Origin of the sequence: Pseudomonas sp. ANT_J28, from assembly GCF_008370005.1 — a bacterium.
Taxonomy (GTDB): Bacteria; Pseudomonadota; Gammaproteobacteria; order Pseudomonadales; family Pseudomonadaceae; genus Aquipseudomonas; species Aquipseudomonas frigoris.
Genome location: NZ_VOBM01000032.1, coordinates 54,598 through 74,116 on the forward strand (window position 1 = coordinate 54,598; position 19,519 = coordinate 74,116).

Here is a 19,519-nt window from a genome sequence, read left to right on the forward strand (position 1 = left end):
TGATCTCTCCATAGGCCTACTTCAGTTCAGGCAAACGGGCTTCGTTTTTTACTTCCGTGGAGGCGATCGCATCGGCGGGCAACACCACCCGTTGTTTGCTCAGCAACTGACCCATGTTCGCCAACACGCGGTACATCGAAAACTCCTCGGTGTAGCGCACTTCGGTGTAGCGGCGGTTGGCGTTGTAGAGCTCGTTTTCACTGTCCAGCAGGTCGAGCAGGGTGCGTTGACCGAGGCCGAACTGGTCCTGATACGCCACGCGCACGCGTCGGCTGGTATCCGCGTATTCGCGGGCGGTCGGGGTTTGTTTCTTGGCATTGACCATGGCGTTCCAGGCCAGGTGAATGTTCTCGTTGAGTTGGCGCAGGGCATTGTTGCGGATGTCCATCGCCTGGTTGATCTGGTGCGCATCGGAGGCCAGGCGAGCCTTGTCGCTGCCACCGCGGAACAGGTTGTAGTTCATCACCACGCCGACTCGCCACTCGTTGTCGTGGCCTTCATCGCCCTGGACATTGTTGTTCGCACCCACGGCGGCTTCGGCGTCGAAGCGAGGGTAGAACGGCGACTTGGCAACTTCGTACTGGCTCTCGGCCGATTGCACGTCAGCCTGGGCAGATTTCAGGTACGGGTTGTTTTCCACCATGCTTTGTTGGGCTTCCTGCAGGGTGGCGGGCAGCTCGCCGCGGGTCGAGGGCGGGGCTTCGAGTTCATCGGGCAGGCGCCCCACGACGGCGTAGAAGTTCGATTCAGCATCCGCCAGATCGACTTCAGCGGTATCGAGGTTGTTTTGCGCCAGTGCCCGGCGAGCGACGGACTGGTCGGAGTCGGCGTTGCTGCCGATACCACGCTGGGTACGCAGACCGATCTGATCGTTGACCCGCATGTGAGCTTGCAGATTGTTCGTGGCCAAGGTCACCAGCTCGCGGCGCTTGAGCACTTCGAGGTAGACCTCGATGGTGCGCAGGGCGAGATCCTGAGCGGTGCCCTGAGCGTAATAGGCCCGGGAATTGACCACGCCTTTGGTGCGCTGGACTTCGTTGGCGGTATTGAAGCCATCGAAGAGCATCTGCCGCAGGCGCAATTCCGATTGGGTGTAGGTCAGGATTTCGGTGTGGTGATTGCCTAATGCCCGGGTGCTGGTGTTATCGCTGTACCCGCGCCCGTAGGCGGCATTCAGATCAACCGAAGGATAAAATCCTCCCTTGGCGACTTTCACTTGCTCATCGGCCGAGAGGCGGCTGTCTACACGCGACGCCAACTCCGGGTGGGTCGCGATGGTGCTCTGGATTGCCTCCGTCAATGACATGGCTTGAGCCTGAGAAGTGCAGGCCATGGCCAGAAGAATTGCGCTGCAGAGGGGGGTTAATACGCGCATGGGTGCCTCTCCCTGATTCCTAATGGTGCTTATTAGTCGCCAAATATTTGACGATATTTATAGTGAAAACCGTTTCATGCTTGTAACAACAGAGCTAAGAACATTCTGGAGAGAACCATAGAAGAATTTTTCATAAGACTTATGCCAAAAAAAACTTATGCGCTCCGCAAAATCCAGCACATTGTTCACTCCGAAAGCCCTTGATTTATGAGCGTTAGGGCGCTCAGCGGGGCTTGAGGAAAGTTCCAAATCACATATCGACATAGGGCGGGGAAGTGCTGGAGGGGAGGGAAGCGGACGGTTTTGAGGTGACGGTTTTTTGTCACCTTAGTGGATCAAAACCGTTACGCATCGCTCAAAGGGTGACTTGTTGCGCAAGTGGATCCCGATGCCATTGATTGCAGAGGGTTTTTATCCCGCAGCAGACACGTCGCCCGCGAGCGGCACGCTTGGCGAGAACGGCGCCAGGGCAGCGGCTTACTTCAGGTAACCGCTGCCAGCAGGCGATTGCGCCAGGCAACCCGTTGGAGCCATGAGCACGTTCTTCGCAAAAACAGGATGCCGACAGCGGTTGGCAGCGGAGGAAGTGCACATGGCTACGCTCATCGGTATTGTCAGTAAGGTCATTGGTCAGGTGTTCGCGGTTGCGAGCGATGGCACCCGACGCGCGCTGGTCGAGGGGGACCGGTTATTCGCCGGCGATCAACTGGTCACCGGGGTCGAAGGCGCGGTGGCGGTTCATCTGCAGAATGGCCAGGAACTGACACTTGGGCGTGGCAGCAGTATGGAGATGACGCCTCAGTTACTCGCGCATCAGGCACCCCATGTAGACACCGCTGAAGCGGTGACGCCGACTCAGGCGCAACTGACCGATGTCGAGCAACTGCAAAAAGCGATCGTTGCCGGCGACGACCCGACCCAGACCGCTGAAGCCACGGCGGCCGGACTGGGTTCGACCGGCGCACCTGGTGCACTGGGTGGCGGCCACACGTTTGTCATGCTGGAAGAGGTGGGCGGGCGGGTCGATCCGACTATTGGTTTTCCTACCGCAGGCTTCAACGGCATTCCCGAATTCCCCTTGGAACGGCTGGCCGGAAACCCGGACAATGGCGACAACGGCGACAACGGCGACAACGGCGACAACGGCGACAACGGCGACAACGGCGACAACGGCGACAATGGTGCAGGCGGTTCAGGTGGTTCAGGCGGTTCAGGCGGTTCAGGTGGTGCAGGCGGTTCAGGCGGTTCAGGTGGTGCAGGCGGTTCAGGTGGTTCAGGAGGTTCAGGAGATCTACCTGTAACACCGGTTGTTCCTGTAACACCGGTTGTTCCTGATGTGCCGAACAATCCGGTGACCCTCACCGGCCTGTCGGTGGCAGGGGGCGAACTGACCCTCAATGAGGCCAACCTGGCCGATGGTTCGGCCCCCAACCCTGGGGCACTGACCAAGACCGGCACGTTCAGCGTGTCTGCTCCTGACGGGCTGACCAGCCTGAGCATCGGAGGGATCAACGTGATCAGCGGTGGTGTTGCCGCAGGCTTCCCGCAATCGATCACCACCCCGTTGGGCAACACCCTGACCGTCACCGGCTACAACCCGGCCACGGGGGTTGTGAGTTACAGCTACACCCTCATCGACAATGAAACTCATCCGGCCGGTGACGGCGCCAACAGCATCACCGAGAATTTCGACGTCGTCGCCACCGATACGGACGGCAGTACGGCGACCGGGCAAATCAACGTCAACATCGTCGATGACCTGCCGACGGCTCATGCCGACGAGACGTCGGTCGCCGAAGGCGGCACCGTCAGTGGCAACGTGCTGTGGAACGACGTCGGCGGCGCCGATGGCCTAGCCGCAGGAGGGGCGGTGGTCGGCGTGCGTGCCGGTTCCGACACTTCGACCTCAGCCGTTGGCGGCCTGAACAGCCAGATCAATGGCACCTACGGTTACCTGACGCTGGATGCCAACGGCAACGCGGTCTACCACAGCAACCCGAACGCCGTGAGCGGTCCCGGGGCGACCGACGTGTTCACCTACACCGTGCGCGATGCCGACGGCGACCAAAGCACCACCACCATCACCATCGACGTGATCAACAGCTGCATCAGGGCGGTCAGTGACAGCGACGTGACCGTCTACGAAAAAGCCCTCGACCTGAACCAGGATGGCCAGGATCTGGCGCCCGGCACCGTCACCGGGAGCCTGCCGGGCAACACCGGCGAAACCGCCAGTGGCACCCTGGTCGGCTCGGTCAGCGGCGCGGTCGGCGCGATCACTTACACGCTGGTCGGCAGCGCCACTGGCACCTACGGGCAAATCCTGCTCAATCCCGATGGCTCCTACACCTACACCCTGACCTCGGCGCCAAGCACCACCCCGAACGCCAACGACGGGCCGAACACCGTCAGCGAAAGCTTCACCTACCAAGCCACCGACGCCTTGGGCAACAGCACCACCAGCACCATTGTGGTCAACATTGTCGATGACCTGCCGACGGCTCATGCCGACGAGACGTCGGTCGCCGAAGGCGGCACCGTCAGTGGCAACGTGCTGTGGAACGACGTCGGCGGCGCCGATGGCCTAGCCGCAGGAGGCGCGGTGCTCGGCGTGCGTGCCGGTTCAGACACCTCCACCTCGGCCATCGGCGGCCTCAACACTCAGATCAATGGCACCTACGGTTACCTGACGCTGGATGCCAACGGCAACGCGGTCTACCACAGCAACCCGAACGCCGTGAGCGGTCCCGGGGCGACCGACACGTTCACCTACACCGTGCGCGATGCCGACGGCGACCAAAGCACCACCACCATCACCATCGACGTGATCAACAGCTGCATCAGGGCGGTCAATGACAGCGACGTGACCGTCTACGAAAAAGCCCTCGACCTGAACCAGGACGGCCAGGACCTGGCGCCCGGCACCGTTACCGGGAGTCAGCCGGGCAACACGGGCGAAACCGCCAGTGGCACCCTGGTCGGTTCGGTCAGCGGCGCGGTCGGCGCGATCACCTACACCCTGGTCGGCAGCGCCACCGGCACCTATGGGCAAATTCTGCTCAATCCCGATGGCTCCTACACCTACACGCTGACCTCGGCGCCAAGCACCACGCCGCAGGCGAACGACGGTGCCAACACTCTAAGCGAAAGCTTCACCTACCAAGCCACCGACGCCCTGGGCAACAGCACCACCAGCACCATCGTGGTCAACATCGTCGATGACCTGCCGACGGCTCATGCCGACGAGACGTCGGTCGCCGAAGGCGGCACCGTCAGTGGCAACGTGCTGTGGAACGACGTCGGCGGCGCCGATGGCCTAGCCGCAGGAGGCGCGGTGCTCGGCGTGCGTGCCGGTTCAGACACCTCCACCTCGGCCATCGGCGGCCTCAACACTCAGATCAATGGCACCTACGGTTACCTGACGCTGGATGCCAACGGCAACGCGGTCTACCACAGCAACCCGAACGCCGTGAGCGGTCCCGGGGCGACCGACACGTTCACCTACACCGTGCGCGATGCCGACGGCGACCAAAGCACCACCACCATCACCATCGACGTGATCAACAGCTGCATCAGGGCGGTCAGTGACAGCGACGTGACCGTCTACGAAAAAGCCCTCGACCTGAACCAGGATGGCCAGGATCTGGCGCCCGGCACCGTCACCGGGAGCCTGCCGGGCAACACCGGCGAAACCGCCAGTGGCACCCTGGTCGGTTCGGTCAGCGGCGCGGTCGGCGCGATCACCTACACCCTGGTCGGCAGCGCCACCGGCACCTATGGGCAAATTCTGCTCAATCCCGATGGCTCCTACACCTACACGCTGACCTCGGCGCCAAGCACCACGCCGCACGCCGACGATGGCGCGAATACCCTCAGCGAAAGTTTTACTTACAAAGCCACCGACGCCCTGGGCAACAGCACCACCAGCACCATTGTGGTCAACATTGTCGATGACCTGCCGACGGCTCATGCCGACGAGACGTCGGTCGCCGAAGGCGGCACCGTCAGTGGCAACGTGCTGTGGAACGACGTCGGCGGCGCCGATGGCCTCGCCGCAGGAGGCGCGGTGCTCGGCGTGCGTGCCGGTTCAGACACCTCCACCTCGGCCATCGGCGGCCTCAACAGCCAGATCAATGGCACCTACGGTTACCTGACGCTGGATGCCAACGGCAACGCCGTGTACCACAGCAACCCGAACGCCGTGAGCGACCCCGGGGCGACCGACACGTTCACCTACACCGTGCGCGATGCCGACGGCGACCAAAGCACCACCACCATCACCATCGACGTGATCAACAGCTGCATCAGGGCGGTCAGTGACAGCGACGTGACCGTCTACGAAAAAGCCCTCGACCTGAACCAGGACGGCCAGGACCTGGCGCCCGGCACCGTTACCGGGAGCCTGCCGGGCAACACGGGCGAAACCGCCAGCGGCACCCTGGTCGGCTCCGTCACCGGTGCCAGCGGTGCGATCACTTACACCCTGGTCGGCAGCGCCACTGGCACCTACGGGCAAATCCTGCTCAATCCTGATGGCTCCTACACCTACACGCTGACCTCGGCGCCAAGCACCACGCCGCACGCCGACGATGGCGCGAATACCCTCAGCGAAAGTTTTACTTACAAAGCCACCGACGCCCTGGGCAACAGCACCACCAGCACCATCGTGGTCAACATCGTCGATGACCTGCCGACGGCTCATGCCGACAAGACGTCGGTCGCCGAAGGCGGCATCGTCAGCGGCAACGTGCTGTGGAACGACGTCGGCGGCGCCGATGGCCTCGCCGCAGGGGGCGCGGTGCTCGGCGTGCGTGCCGGTTCAGACACCTCGACTTCAGCCATCGGCGGCCTGAACAGCCAGATCAATGGCACCTACGGTTACCTGACGCTGGACGCCAACGGCAACGCGGTCTACCACAGCAACCCGAACGCCGTGAGCGGCCCCGGGGCGACTGACGTGTTCACCTACACCGTGCGCGATGCCGACGGTGACCAAAGCACCACCACCATCACCATCGACGTGATCAACAGCTGCATCAGGGCGGTCAGTGACAGCGACGTGACCGTCTACGAAAAAGCCCTCGACCTGAACCAGGACGGCCAGGACCTGGCGCCCGGCACCGTTACCGGGAGTCAGCCGGGCAACACGGGCGAAACCGCCAGTGGCACCCTGGTCGGTTCGGTCAGCGGCGCGGTCGGCGCGATCACCTACACCCTGGTCGGCAGCGCCACCGGCACCTATGGGCAAATTCTGCTCAATCCCGATGGCTCCTACACCTACACGCTGACCTCGGCGCCAAGCACCACGCCGCAGGCGAACGACGGCGCGAACACCTTGAGTGAAAGCTTCACCTACCAAGCCACCGATGCCCTGGGCCATTCAACCATCAGCACCATCGTGGTCAAAATCGTCGATGACCTGCCGACCGCCAACCCCGACGCGGCCTCGGTAGCTGAGGGCGGCATCGTCAGTGGCAACGTGCTGGCGAACGACTTCAGCGATGCCGATGGGATTGGGGTGGTCGGCGTGCGCGCCGGTTCAGACACCTCGACCTCGGCCATCGGCGGCCTGAACAGCCAGATCAATGGCACCTACGGTTACCTGACGCTGGATGCCGCGGGCAACGCCGTCTACCACAGCAACCCGGACGCCGTGAACGATCCCGGTGCGACCGACGTGTTCACCTACACCTTGCGCGATGGCGATGGCGACGAGAGGACCACCACCATCACCATCGACGTGAACAATAGCTGCATCAGCGACAACGACCAGGCCAGCTCGGTGTTGACGGTCATTGCGAACGCGCCACCGGTGGCGGTTGATGATCACATCATCACCAACGTGCTGTCGGGCAGCATTGTGGTGCCGGGCGAGTTGCTGCTGGCCAATGACACCGATCCGAATGGCGATCCGCTGACTGCTTCGCCGACCACCATCAGCACCGGTTGGATTGCCAAAGGCGCGGACTTCACCGGCACCCATCAAAACTTCAGCTTCACCGGCGGTAACGCGCAGGCGGTGACCCTCGCCCGCAGTGCATTCGTCGCCAACACGACAGCCATGACGGCGGTGTTGGTAGTCAGCGGGGCGCTGGGAGCGGTCAACAACCCCCACGATGAGGACCGCATCACCGTCGACCTCAAACAGGGTGAAACCCTCAACCTGGATCACAACCTGGCGGCCGGTCATGTCGCCATGGAGTATTCAATCAACGGCGGCGCATGGGTCGCCCTCGCGGACGGGCAAACCCTCACCGCAACGTCGGACAGTACCTACCAGATTCACATCACCAACATCGACAACGGTGGTCCGGGCAACAGCGGGAAGGGGGCGGAAAACTACCAGTTGACCATGACCGTCAACTACGCCGGGGCCCACGACATCACGCCAGATGCCCACGGCACTTACACCACCAACGACAGCCATGGCGGCAGCGACAACGCCGCCGTGACCATCACCTATCAGGACGGCCACACCCTAACGGGCACGGCGGGCGACGATGTACTGGTGGCGGGCGCCGGTAATAACGTGATCAACGCCGGCGACGGCAACGACGTGCTCACCGCCGGTTCCGGCAACAACGAAATGCACGGCGGCGCCGGCAATGACTTGCTGTACAGCGGTGCGGGCAACGACCTGCTCGACGGTGGTACCGGCGTCGACACCGCGAGTTATGCCCATGCCACCGCCGGGGTCACGGTCAATCTGGGCGTGCTCGGTGCGCAGAACACCGTCGGCGCCGGCACCGACACCCTGACGGCGATCGAAAACCTCACCGGTTCCAACTTCAACGACTCGCTCACCGGCGACAACCACAGCAACATCATCAACGATGGTCTGGGTAACGACATGCTCAACGGCGGGGGCGGCGACGACTTTCTGATTGGCGGCCTGGGCAACAACACCCTCACCGGCGGCAGCGGCGCCGACACCTTCCAGTGGCTCAAAGGCAACAGCGGCCACGACGTGGTCACCGACTTCACCCCAGGCACCGACAAACTCGACCTGTCGCAACTGCTGCAAGGGGAAAACAGCACCGCGGCGTCGCTGGATGACTACCTGCACTTCAAAGTCACCGGCAGCGGCGATTCACTGGTCACCAGCATCGACGTCAGCGCCATGGCTGGCGCTGCGCCGAATCAGACCATTGATCTGGCGGGTGTGAATCTGGCCAGCCTTTACGGCGTAACGCCGGGGGCGGGAGGGGTGATTGCGGGGGGGCACGATACGGCGACGATTATTAATGGGATGTTGAATGATCATTCGTTGAAGGTGGATACGGTGTGAGCCGGGGCTGAAACGAAAAAAACGCGCTCCCGGCAAAGCGGGAGCGCGGGTTATTTTTGTGCTCTTTGATTGTTCCCCACGCTCTGCGTGGGAATGCAGCCTGGGGCGCTCCGTGTCCCATATGGAGCAAAACGCGGAGCGTCCGTTGAGGTATTCCCACGAGGGCGTGGGGGCAATTAGTCACAAAGGAATAGTTCGCTAAGATGGCCGACTTAGCTTACATCTCCAGATTGTCCAGTGCCTGATTCCGTCTTTTTTGATTTGCTGTGTTCTCCTTATCTAGTCCAATTAATCACGAACGGTTGAACACCGGATGGAGGCTCAGGTTTTTCGTTGCCGGTGGCAATTAAATATCTGTCGGTGACGATGACGTGTTTCCATGCCCGGGCTACCGGTGGGTTGCCTAAAGGCCCAATATCCACGTTTGCCGGATTTTCGGAGCCTGCATGAAAAATATAGTAACTGGTGTGGTGAGAAGGGACGTCTGCCAAATAGAATCGGACCCCGGGCTCCGCTGTAATAGAAACACTATCCCCTGATCGAATTAATCGGCCGTGGGGCTTATCAGCGCCCGCCCATGCTTCGACGATCCTCGCGCCAGTCACGGTCAACTTCCAGGCTGCCGATTCCGGAAAGCTCCCGTAAGTCGCCTTGACCGTATAACTATGGGCCCCCACTGCCTGACCGGTCAGGATATGCGAGTAATTGCCTGCCGCATTGACAGGGATCTTGGCTTTCACAACGTTGTTGTCACGCAGCTCGATCAGTTGACTGGCGCTTGCCTTGCCGGTGAACACGAACGTGGTCACGGTGGTCGATGTGCCATTCGGAACAGCCGGACCGGTGGCGGTGTTGGCATTCACTGCTCTGATGGTCGGATTGACAGCCGCCACCACGGTCAACTTCCAGGCCGCCGACACGGCGCCACTGCCATACAGCGCCTTGGCGGTGAAGCTGTGCGGTGCCACGGTGAGGCCCGAGACGGGTAACGTCCAGATCCCGCTGTTCACGTCCGCCATCGGCTGGCCTTTGGAGTCAGTGCCGTCGAGCACATCGACTCTCTGCCCCTTGCTGGCGGTGCCGCTCAGGGTCACCGCGGTTTCCACGATGGTGGTGCCATTGGGAATCTCGACGCCGCTTGGAGAGCCTTTGACTGAGCCGATGGTCGGCGGCACGACTGCGGTAACGGTAAAGGTTCGGGGCACTGAAACCGGTTGCGGGTTGCCGTAAAGGCCCTCGATAGTGATGCTGTGCTCGCCAACGGTGGTCCTGAAGCCCGTTGTTGTCCAATCGCCGTTGTTATCGACTGGTCGCTCACCCTGTGAAACACCGTGATCCAACACTTTGACTCTCTGATTTTTGCTTGCTTTGCCCTTCAGAGTCAGAGCGGTATCGACGGTGATGCCACCATCGGGAACAGGACCTTTGGAGTCCGTCACGGTGGTAAGGGTGGGGGGGATCACGGCCACCACCGTCACGTTGCGCACGTTGGAGTAAACGGGGGTGGGGTGATACCGCGACTGGGCATACAAGCGGCGACCGCCCTCCGGCACGGTGATCGTGTGTTCCCAGATCCCTGTCGTCGCGTTGGCGGTTGCCGTGCCCTTGGACACCGCGCTCGAACCGCTGCCGTCGAAGATCTCGACGGTCTGGCCCTTGCTGGCGGTACCGCTCAGGGTTACCGCGGTTTCCACGGTGCTGGTGTTATTGGGAATCTCGACTCCGCTTGGAGAGCCTTTCACCGACTCGATGGTCGGCGGATCCAGGCTCACCGCTTCACCCACCACAAACTCCAACGGATTCGAATAACTGGTCTCATTCGTCGCCTCGCGCCAAATCTGGTAGCTGACGCTCAGTTTTTCCCCGCGCCGTGCTTCGAAGTGTTGCTGCACAAACGCGGAGTTAAGCGGGAAGTCCACAGCCTTGCCGGCATTCAGTGAATTGAGTGTCTTTGAATCCTCGATGAGCAGTGCACCGTTGGCATCCCGCAACTGCCAGGTCACCATATCCTTTGACTTGGTCGGGTTGGCGACTGGATTGGGACAGGTGACCTTGCTGACGCCACCGGGCAAATCCTTGGGTTCCAGCGCACCGTCCTTTTCTCCAAGGACGATAGGTTTCACCAGCTCAAGTTTCGGCTCGCCGACGTTCAGCAGCGTGGCGCGCACGGATTCACGCCTGACGATCTTGTCGTCTTCGTCACTGAGCAGGGTGTACCACAACTCCAGCGTGCCGCCTTCTAGGGTCTTGAGGTGTTTGCCCTCGACGGTGACGAGGAAACCCTCGGGGTCCTTGGCTTCCTCGTCGCTGGGAAAGAACCGCTCCAGTTCCGGGTCGTAAATGTTCTGATCGGGCCGCTTGCCGAACCATTTGAGTTCGATCGCCATGCCGGCCTGGATGAGCGGGTCAAACGGAATGCGAATGCGGGTGTTTGGCAGCTCAGGGTCGAGCGCGCCGTTCTGTGCGTCCTCGGCGATGGGCGCCGCCAGGCGTTTGGGTTCGCCGACGATGTTGATGAAGTGACCTTTGGAGCGCTGGATGATCACGTGCGCGCGTTCCAGTTCGTAAGAAAACACCCCCTGGGTTTTCGCCAGGGCGCGGGCGGCGGCGTTGGACAGCAGTACCTCGACCACCGAAGGCACTTTCTTGATCGTTTCGTGGCCCTTGATGTCGATGGCCTCACCCTCAAGGGTGGTGCCCTTGAGGTTCATGATGATGACATCGCCCACCTTGAATTCGATGGACGACGCCGCCCAGGCCTGCAAAATCAACTTTTCCTCGCCCAGCGTGTCCAGATCGAGCACGTTGCCGTTGGCCTGTTTGAGGATAGGCGCATCCAGCCGCGAGTTGCCGGTGTCGACGACGATGCGCGTTTCCTTGCACCAGTCTTCGGACTGGTTGTGCACCCGGTCACGCACCATGAACGTGACGGCCAGGCCTTCGGGGCCGGAATCTTTGGCATCCAGAATGGTTTGTTCGTCGACGTGGACCTTGATCGGGTTGGCCACGGGATTGTCGATCTGCGCCTGGGTGACCGGCGCCGACAGCACCCGCTTGATGCCCCAGCTCGCCGTGATCACGTCGCCCAGCGCAATGTTGGGGTAAGGCAGGTTGGAGCCGCTGCCGGGTTCGGCCTGGATGAGGATGTCCACACCGTTTTTGGCGCTATCCTTGTCCACTCCATCCTGGACGATCTCCGCCGGCTCGACCGCCATTGACAGATTGGAATGCCCATAGTCCGGGTCCGTATCCTGGCCGCCGGGAATGTCGAGTTTGACGTAGAGCTTGAGCGGCGGGGTGAAAGGTTCGGGTTGCTGATGCAGTCGCGTCACCCGGTAGGACAGGGTCCATGGCCCTGTCTGCAGGCGAAATGGCGCGACGAACAGGGTGGCGCGTTCGGTCAGTTCGACGGGGTCGCTGATGGTGTGTTGATCCGCCACGTTGTTGTTGAGCAGCAGCTCGACCTTGTCGCCCAGACTTTTGTTCGACCAGATCGGGATCTGGACCTTCAGGCCCTTGTCCGGAAAGTTGAGCTGTGCGGCCGCGAGGTTGATGCCCCATTCCTCAGCCGGTGACTGGGGTTCGAGGGCACCGGGAATTTCCGGGGCGAGCAGGGCTAGCGGGCTGAGGTTTTTCAGGGCTTGAACGAGCATGGCGGGCACTCCGGTCGGTGTAGGGCGATGGAGTGATTTAAGGCCTGGAGCAGGAGGGTTGACTACTGTCAGAAATAACAGGTAGGCGTAGTTTTCGATGAGCGGTAATTCACGGCGGGCCGACCCGCGACAAGCTATGCCCGTCCGATCTGTAGCTGATCGGACGGGATTATAGCTAATGAAAAACTGCAAGTCGGCAGCAGTTACCACACGTTTTGCGTCCGTGCTGAAGGTCTTCCTTCTATCGAATAGCTACCACGTTCGAATAATGGCCAGTTAACTTCCCGGAGCCTTCACCTCCCCAGACCAGATATTTGGTTTTCCTGGCTTGCCACGGCCACCAATAGTTGCTTGGGTCGGTTGACCAGTAATGGTGATTACCCATGGGCCAACGCGCGCCGTAGGCCGCGTGTATTTCGTTGAGCTCGCCCATGCTCGGAATACGCGCCCCGTTGGCGGACGCGGATGCATTCGCAGTTCCCCACGTTGCATTACCCAGGCCTATGCAGTGGATTACCCCCGTCACTGTCACGGTGTAACTCTTGGACTGGCCAGCCGCATCTCTGGCGGTGATAGTGGTTGCCCCCCGGCCACGGACAGTGACAAGACCTGCCCCGTTGACTGCAGCGACACCCGGGTTGCTGGAGGTGTAGGTGTAACCCGGCCGCCCACCGGAGGCTTGGTGCTGCACCGAGTTGCCCGCACCGAACGCCGGCAATATCGTAGGGTAGCCCGGCATGATGTATGTCTTGCCTCTCAGTGTGACCGGGCTTGTATTGAAGTTCAAAGGCGGCAACGGAGCGTCTCGCGTGAAGCTCCGTGTATTGGAGTTCTGCCCGGTGGCCAGCGCTTTGGCGTATACCGAGTGTTCGCCAAGGGCAATCGCCAGCGTGGTTGTCCAAACCCCAGTTGGGCCGCCCGGCACGGTATGTTTGGGACCATTGTTGTCATATAACTGCACCTCATACAAAGGCGTCACCGCACCCGTCAGGCTGACAGAGGTGTCGGTGGTTCGGCCTCCGTTGTTCAGCTCTCCTCCTGAATGCCTGACCGACGTCAGCGTCACCGCAAGGTGCAGCTTGGCTGTAAAGACGTGCGCGGGAGATTCCAACCCATCACCGTAAAGCGCCCTGGCCTTGATGGAGTAAATTTTCGGGATCAGATTGGACAGCTTCGTGGTTCCTTCGCCCTTGCCGTCGAGGAGAATCGGGGCACCTATGGGCGTGCTGCTATCGTAAAGCTGGACACGCTGGTTAGTGTCCGCCTTGACGGTCACCGTGACCTCGGTGTCGTAGGTCGTTCCGTTATGGCCAACAGAACCTTTGGAGTCTGTGAGTGCGATGATTTTGGGCTCAGTGGCGATACCGATGGTGAACGTTCTCGGCTCACTGTCCTTCTCATCGGCGTCGTATTGGGCAATGGCTATGATACGTTGCAAGCCCTCGACCAGTTCCACGGGGAGTTCCCATGTACTGCTGTCAGCGACGAGCGGCATGCCTTTTGATACACCGTTAATCTGAACGTCGACTTTTTCACCCCGTGTGGCCGTGCCATGGATGGTCACGCGTTTGTCGTAGGTCAGACCCGCTTCGGGAATCACGTCGTTTTGTGAGTTTTTCACGCTGGTGATCACGGGTTTTACATAGTCGTAACGCGTGCGGATGGTCAGTGGCAGGCTCGGGAAATCGATCGCAGTGGCCTCATCCTCGCTGCCATCGAAGATCACCTTGCACTTTACGGTGGCGGCCGAGCTATGGACCAGTTTCAACAAATCCGTTCTAAGCAGTGTTTCGTTCAGCCCCTGGGTTGCTTGCGGGTCGCTGAGCGAATGGCCCTTGAGCAAATCGATTATGTAAACGCCGGTGCTGGTGCGCCCCTCGACACTCAGCCACACACGTTGCCTGGCCGCGATGAATGGCCAAGGCTTCACCAGAACCCTGGCGTCGCCGGTAAACTCCATCAGATCCAGCACCCCTGCCAACGCCAGCGGAACCTCTGGCGTTGGCAGGTCTTTGTCAGGGTCCTGGAAGCCCAGTATGTTCAGTGATAGTTCTTCGGACGGAGTCCACAGGTTATAACGCTGCACTGCGTAACTGACCGACACCTCGCGACGGATGTTGGCGCCGACCACTTTCGCAGGCAGGTGAAACGTGACCGTGCCGGAGGCTTCGGCGGGTTTTTCGAGATCTTCCGAAGTGCCATCCCCAGGCGTTCCCCGCCATTTCAATCCAAGTAAGTCCAGCGTTTTATCCATGGATGCGTAGCTGCACTCGATATCAACACCGTTGAGCGCATCCATCGGATTGAGTGTTCCGCTGGGAGCCTGGACAACCTTGGGCGGCGGTAACAGCCCCAACGGTATGCCAACCATTACTTCCAGGGGCGCCGAGTAACTGTACTTGCCGGTTGCGGCATGCAGGAGGGTATACCTGGCGGTGACGTTGTAGCCGATATTGGCCGTTACGTACTTGGCGTCTACCCGGAAGCGCACGGTTTTGCCGATAGTCGTCGTAGTGATGGGTACGCTGCCTCGGGTAGTACCGAATGGGTTAATGCCAATCCAGTGATAGGTCAGCGTATCGCCCTTGGCCCAATTGACCGGTTTGATCAGCACATGGGCCTGGGTGTAAACCTGGGACGGGTCGATCACCCCGTCCTTGGCTTCCTCGACGTCAGGCGCCGGCAGCGTTGCACGCAGCGATCCCACCTCGACCCTGAGAAAGTCCGAATTGCTGACACCGTATTTGTCTGTGTCGTCGTTGGAGACGCGGTAATACAATTTGAGGCTGCCATTGTTCAATGCCTGAATGTGCTCGCCCCACACATAAATAATAACGCTGCCTTCTTTTTGCTCGTTGTCACTGACTGCATGTTGTTCTTCGTGCACATAGGGGGTGCCGTCTGATTTCAGGCCTTCCCAAATAAGATTGATCAAGTCCCCATTGGCAATGGTCGGGTAACGGATTACCACCGTTGCCATCATGGCATCGGCGGGCAGCACCGCGCCGATCACCTCATCGATCGTAGGGGCCGGCAGTTGCGCGGGATCGCCTATTACATCGACGAAGGCACGTTTGGAAGAGAGCGGTTCGCTGCCGTCCTTTTTGTGCAGTTCATAAGAGGCATCAAGGGTACCCAGGGCAAAGAGGCTAACGAATTCGAAGGGTATGGGCGTCTCGAGAATGTAGGGAGGTTGGCCGACAGGGACCTCCTTGGGAAACGTCCGTGACGGACTCCCCGGAAGCGGGGTGCCAATGACCCGGATTTTGATGGTGTCGTCCAGATCGAACACATCGTCACTCTTGATAAGGATTTGCAGCGTGACGGGTTGATGGTCCAGATCCTTGAGATGAATTTGCCCGTTATCAGCTTCCTTGAAAATGGCCGCATCCAGGCGAGCTGCGCCGGCTTCGACTAAAACGGTGGTGTCTTTAGACCATCGTTCACTGTAATTCCACAGCTCATCATGCACCTCGTAATGGATGCGTACTTTATCGGCGTCACCGGCGCTCAGGATGTCCGCTGGTTGGGCCGAGATCACAATGGCGGCGGTGCCGTCCACTTCCGCTTGGGATAACTCATGTGGCAGGAGGAACACACTGCCCCATTGCACCTGGATGACATCGCGCAGAGCGATACCCGGATAAGCCCTGATGGTCATCGGTACACCCTTGGCCGCCCATTCCTTAGTGACGCCATTGTCGATGACATCCTGAGGCAACTGGACCATCGCAAGTTCCGAATGCCAGGGTTTATGAGGTTCATTGTCACCACCGGCGGGTTTGTCCAGCTTGACAAGTAAAGACAATTTCGCCGAGGGGTCGTCGGGTACGGTTTCTCCGGCACGGGTCAATTGGTAATAACACTCTGCCAAGCCCGGTACGATGTCATTTGCTGGCAGGAAAAAGAACAGTCGTTTCTTCAGATCTTCAGGCTTTACCTTCAGCTCGCGAACCAACTTGTCGTTCCAGAAAATCTTTAGCTCATCGTTGATCGCCATATTGAGGTAAGGATCGATAACGCTTAACACCCCATTGGGATGGTCTTCGACCACGGCAATGTTGATGCCGCCATCAGCGTCTTCGACAGGACGGACCATGCCTGCGATGAATAGCGGCCACAACTGTAGTGGCGACATGAATAAGGAAAGGCTTTCACGGGGAATAAACAGGAACCGGCTGAAAGAGGACATGATCAACTCCATCTGAAGAAGAGGGGCGCAACGCTTCTGCGGGCTTCTCTTCTTTTAGGTCAATTGATCGTCTACCGGCTACTGTCATATATGACAGGTAAACCCACGTTTAAGACGAACGGTCATACCGCTCACATCGGCTCCGGCGGCCCAATCAACCGTCCCATCACCCCAAACAACCCCAACTCCCGAATCACCTCCAACTCCCCCTTGGTCTCGACCATCTCCGCAATCAACGGCAAATCAATGCTGTTAGTCGCCCGAAAAATAGCCTCGATGAACAGCTTTTTATCACTTTGCTCATCAATGTGACGGATGTAAGCACCATCGATTTTCAAGTAAGCCAGCCCCAGTTGAGTCAGGTTGCCGATCTGGCCGAAGCTGCCGCCAAAATGCTGCAGGCCGATGCGGTAACCGGTGTTGAGCAGGCTGTGGCTCAGGCGTTGAAGTTCTTCCTGAGGGGGCAGTTGGCGTTCGTCGATTTCCACAATCAGCAGGGGCGCGAGTTCAGGCAGCGATTCGAGCATGTCGAGGATGTGTTGCAGTTGCGCTGGATCGCGCAGGGTGCTGCCGGACAGGCTTAACGCCAGGGGCCAACGATTGACGATGAGGTAGTCGAGGGTCGCTTCGAGCATCGCCAGGTCGAACCGCGCCGACCAGCCGAGACGCTCGATCCACGGCAGGAAATGCCCGGCGGCTATCGCCTCGCCCTGAGGGTCGATCAGGCGCGCGAGGACTTTGTGATGCAGCACCTGGCTGGTGTCGGCGCATTGCACCACCGGCTGGAAATACAGTTGCATCTTGCCGTGGGTCAGGGCGTCGTCGATCCAGGTTTGCCAGTCGTTTTGGGACGGGTTCGGCGCGGTGATGGAATCGGCCAAGTGAACCCACGGGCGCTCGGGATGTTGCCGGGCTTCGGTCAACGCATGATCCAGTCGCAGCAGCACGTCACTGGCCGGCTCTCCGGGGTGGTAAGGGGCGATCCCCAAATGCGCCACCGGCATCGAGTCGCTGGCGCCGGTCAGGCGCAGGTTTTCCAGGGTGGCGCTGATTTCACAGGCCAGGCGTGCGGCGTCGGTGCTGTCCAGCCCTGGCGTCAGCAGGCTGAATTCACCGCCGCGATTGCGCGCTGCAAGCCAGGTGCGACGTTCCGGTGGCTGGGTCAGGCGCTTGAGTAATTCACCGACGGCGCTGATCAGCGCATCGGTGCGCTGGCCGCCCAGGCGTTGGTTGAGACCGACCAGATCGTTGATTCGCAGCATCAGCAAATGGCCTTCGCTGCTCTGCTCGGAGACCAGCAACTCGTCGGCCAACTCTTCATCCAGCAAACGTCGATTGGCCAGGCCTGTAAGGCTGTCCTGATAGGACTCGACCCGCAGTTTTTCACTGCGTGCGACCTCTTCGGCGAACAGCGTTTTGAGCTTCTCGACCATCTGGTTCATGGCCAATACCACGCGTTTCAACTCCGGTGTGCGCGGCAGTTTCGGCAGGCTGAGGAACTCGCGATTGCTGATGGCTTCGGCCTGTTTGACCATGGTGTCGAGTGGACGAAATTGCCGGCGCAGCAGCCAGCCGCCAAACACGGCACTGAGCAGGCCGCACACCAGCAACCAGATCAGGCTGCCGAGGGTGCTGTCCCAGAGTTTGGCCAGGGCGAACTGCGGATTGCTCAACACTTCGACCCGTGCCGCTTGCGCCCAGCCACGCATGATCAGCGCTTCGCCACCGGGCGGGTGCAGGTTGACCAGGTTTACAAACCAGGCGGGAACGCCCTCGATTTGCCCCGGCGCACTGCGCTCCACCAGCACCTGCGCATCCTCGATGTTGATGATTCGAATGCTGCTGAAGTAACCGCTGTCGAAAATCGAGCTGACCATTAATTCGATCATGGCCGGGTCATCGATTTGTGCCGTCAACGACAAACCCAACGCGGTGGCGGCGTCCTGGGCGTGGGAGCGCAACTGGCCGAGCATCTGGTCGCGAGAGCTTTCCAGGCTGACAAAAAAACTGCCGCTGAACGCCACCAGCAAGAACAGGCAGATGGCGAGAAACAACTGTTTACGCAGTGACATAAATTGCTCCTTGCTCAGGTGGCTAGCCGTCGCCCACGGCGAACCCTTCGGCCTGCATCTTTTTTAGTACGTCCTGCCAGCGCGACAGTTTTTTCGAGTCGCTGCTGCGTTTGCCGCCATTGGCTCCCGGCAAGTACAGGCCTTCGGCGTTGAAGGCGTATACCGGCAGCAAGTCTTTGCGTTGGGAGGCGGGGCGGACCTCGCCGATCAAGTTGTCCAGCACCAGCGGGTCGGCCGTGGGGCTGTTGTAGAAAGTCAGCACCATGTGCGCCTGGTTCTGGGTCAGGGCTTTCACGTAAGTGATGCGTAGTTTTTCGCTGGGAATTCCCAGGTAGCGCAGGCTGAAATATTTCGCCAGTGCGTAGTCCTCGCAATCAGCGGCACCCTTGATCAGGGATTCGACGGGCGTGGCCCAGTAATCGGTCTGATGCCAGATACGGGTGTCGTCCAGAAAGCTCAGTTGCTGATTGAAGAAGCGATTGACAGCGTTCAGTTGCTCGCGCTCGGGGGCGTTGACTTCGCTTTGCAGCATCTGACTCCAGGCCTCGATCCTTCCCCGTCCCGCGCCGAGGGTGCCGTAGCGATCTTCGGCGGTTTGCAAAATCTGCGTAAAACTCCAGTTGGCTCCGACACTGCCCAGCCCGGCCAACAGAAAAGTGATCAGCAACAGCCATCCGCCGAGCCGAAGTCGGAGCGTTGACCATCCTGGACTACGCGGACTGCGGGACATGTCTGGCCGCTCGGGTGCAGATGCCTGAAGTCTAGGTGGTGTTTTTGGGGAGGCAGGACAAATCGTCGGTTGGTACGCGGACTTGTAATTGGATGGACTCGCCCAAGCCGAGGCGTCAATGCGCCACGGTGGCAGTCTAAACAGCCAACGACAGCGAGGGCGAGTCCATGAAAAATCATAGTTCGATTGATCAATCCCTGTCTTCTTCC

At 60.1% G+C, this 19,519-nt stretch carries 6 protein-coding genes; 1 reads left to right on the forward strand and 5 read right to left on the reverse strand.

Annotated elements, in window-relative coordinates:
- Positions 1–16: 16 nt before the first annotated feature.
- Positions 17–1,375: a TolC family outer membrane protein gene (locus FQ187_RS21160; protein WP_149630957.1), complete on the reverse strand. Its 1,359-nt coding sequence runs from the start codon at positions 1,373–1,375 to the stop codon at positions 17–19.
- Positions 1,376–1,967: 592 nt separating this feature from the next.
- Here FQ187_RS21160 and FQ187_RS21165 point away from each other — a divergent pair.
- Positions 1,968–8,663, forward strand: coding sequence for a retention module-containing protein (locus tag FQ187_RS21165; RefSeq protein WP_149630958.1), 6,696 nt, complete (start codon positions 1,968–1,970; stop codon positions 8,661–8,663).
- 275 nt (positions 8,664–8,938) lie between these two features.
- Here the strand turns inward: FQ187_RS21165 and FQ187_RS21170 are convergent, their stop codons facing one another.
- From FQ187_RS21170 to lapG, 4 genes are all read right to left on the reverse strand, one after another.
- A complete protein-coding gene (locus tag FQ187_RS21170) occupies positions 8,939–12,526 on the reverse strand; it encodes an Ig-like domain repeat protein (RefSeq protein ID WP_178122742.1) in 3,588 nt (1,195 codons plus the stop codon).
- A gap of 31 nt (positions 12,527–12,557) precedes the next feature.
- Positions 12,558–16,508 carry an Ig-like domain-containing protein gene (locus FQ187_RS21175; protein WP_256667392.1) on the reverse strand — a complete coding sequence of 1,317 codons (3,951 nt, stop codon included), beginning with the start codon at positions 16,506–16,508 and terminating at the stop codon, positions 12,558–12,560.
- A gap of 131 nt (positions 16,509–16,639) precedes the next feature.
- Positions 16,640–18,580, reverse strand: a complete 1,941-nt coding sequence (lapD, locus tag FQ187_RS21180; protein ID WP_149630961.1) for a cyclic di-GMP receptor LapD — start codon at positions 18,578–18,580, stop codon at positions 16,640–16,642.
- 22 nt (positions 18,581–18,602) lie between these two features.
- Positions 18,603–19,310 (reverse strand): cysteine protease LapG, encoded by a 708-nt coding sequence (lapG, locus tag FQ187_RS21185; RefSeq protein ID WP_149630962.1) that lies wholly within the window; start codon positions 19,308–19,310, stop codon positions 18,603–18,605.
- Positions 19,311–19,519 lie beyond the last annotated feature (209 nt).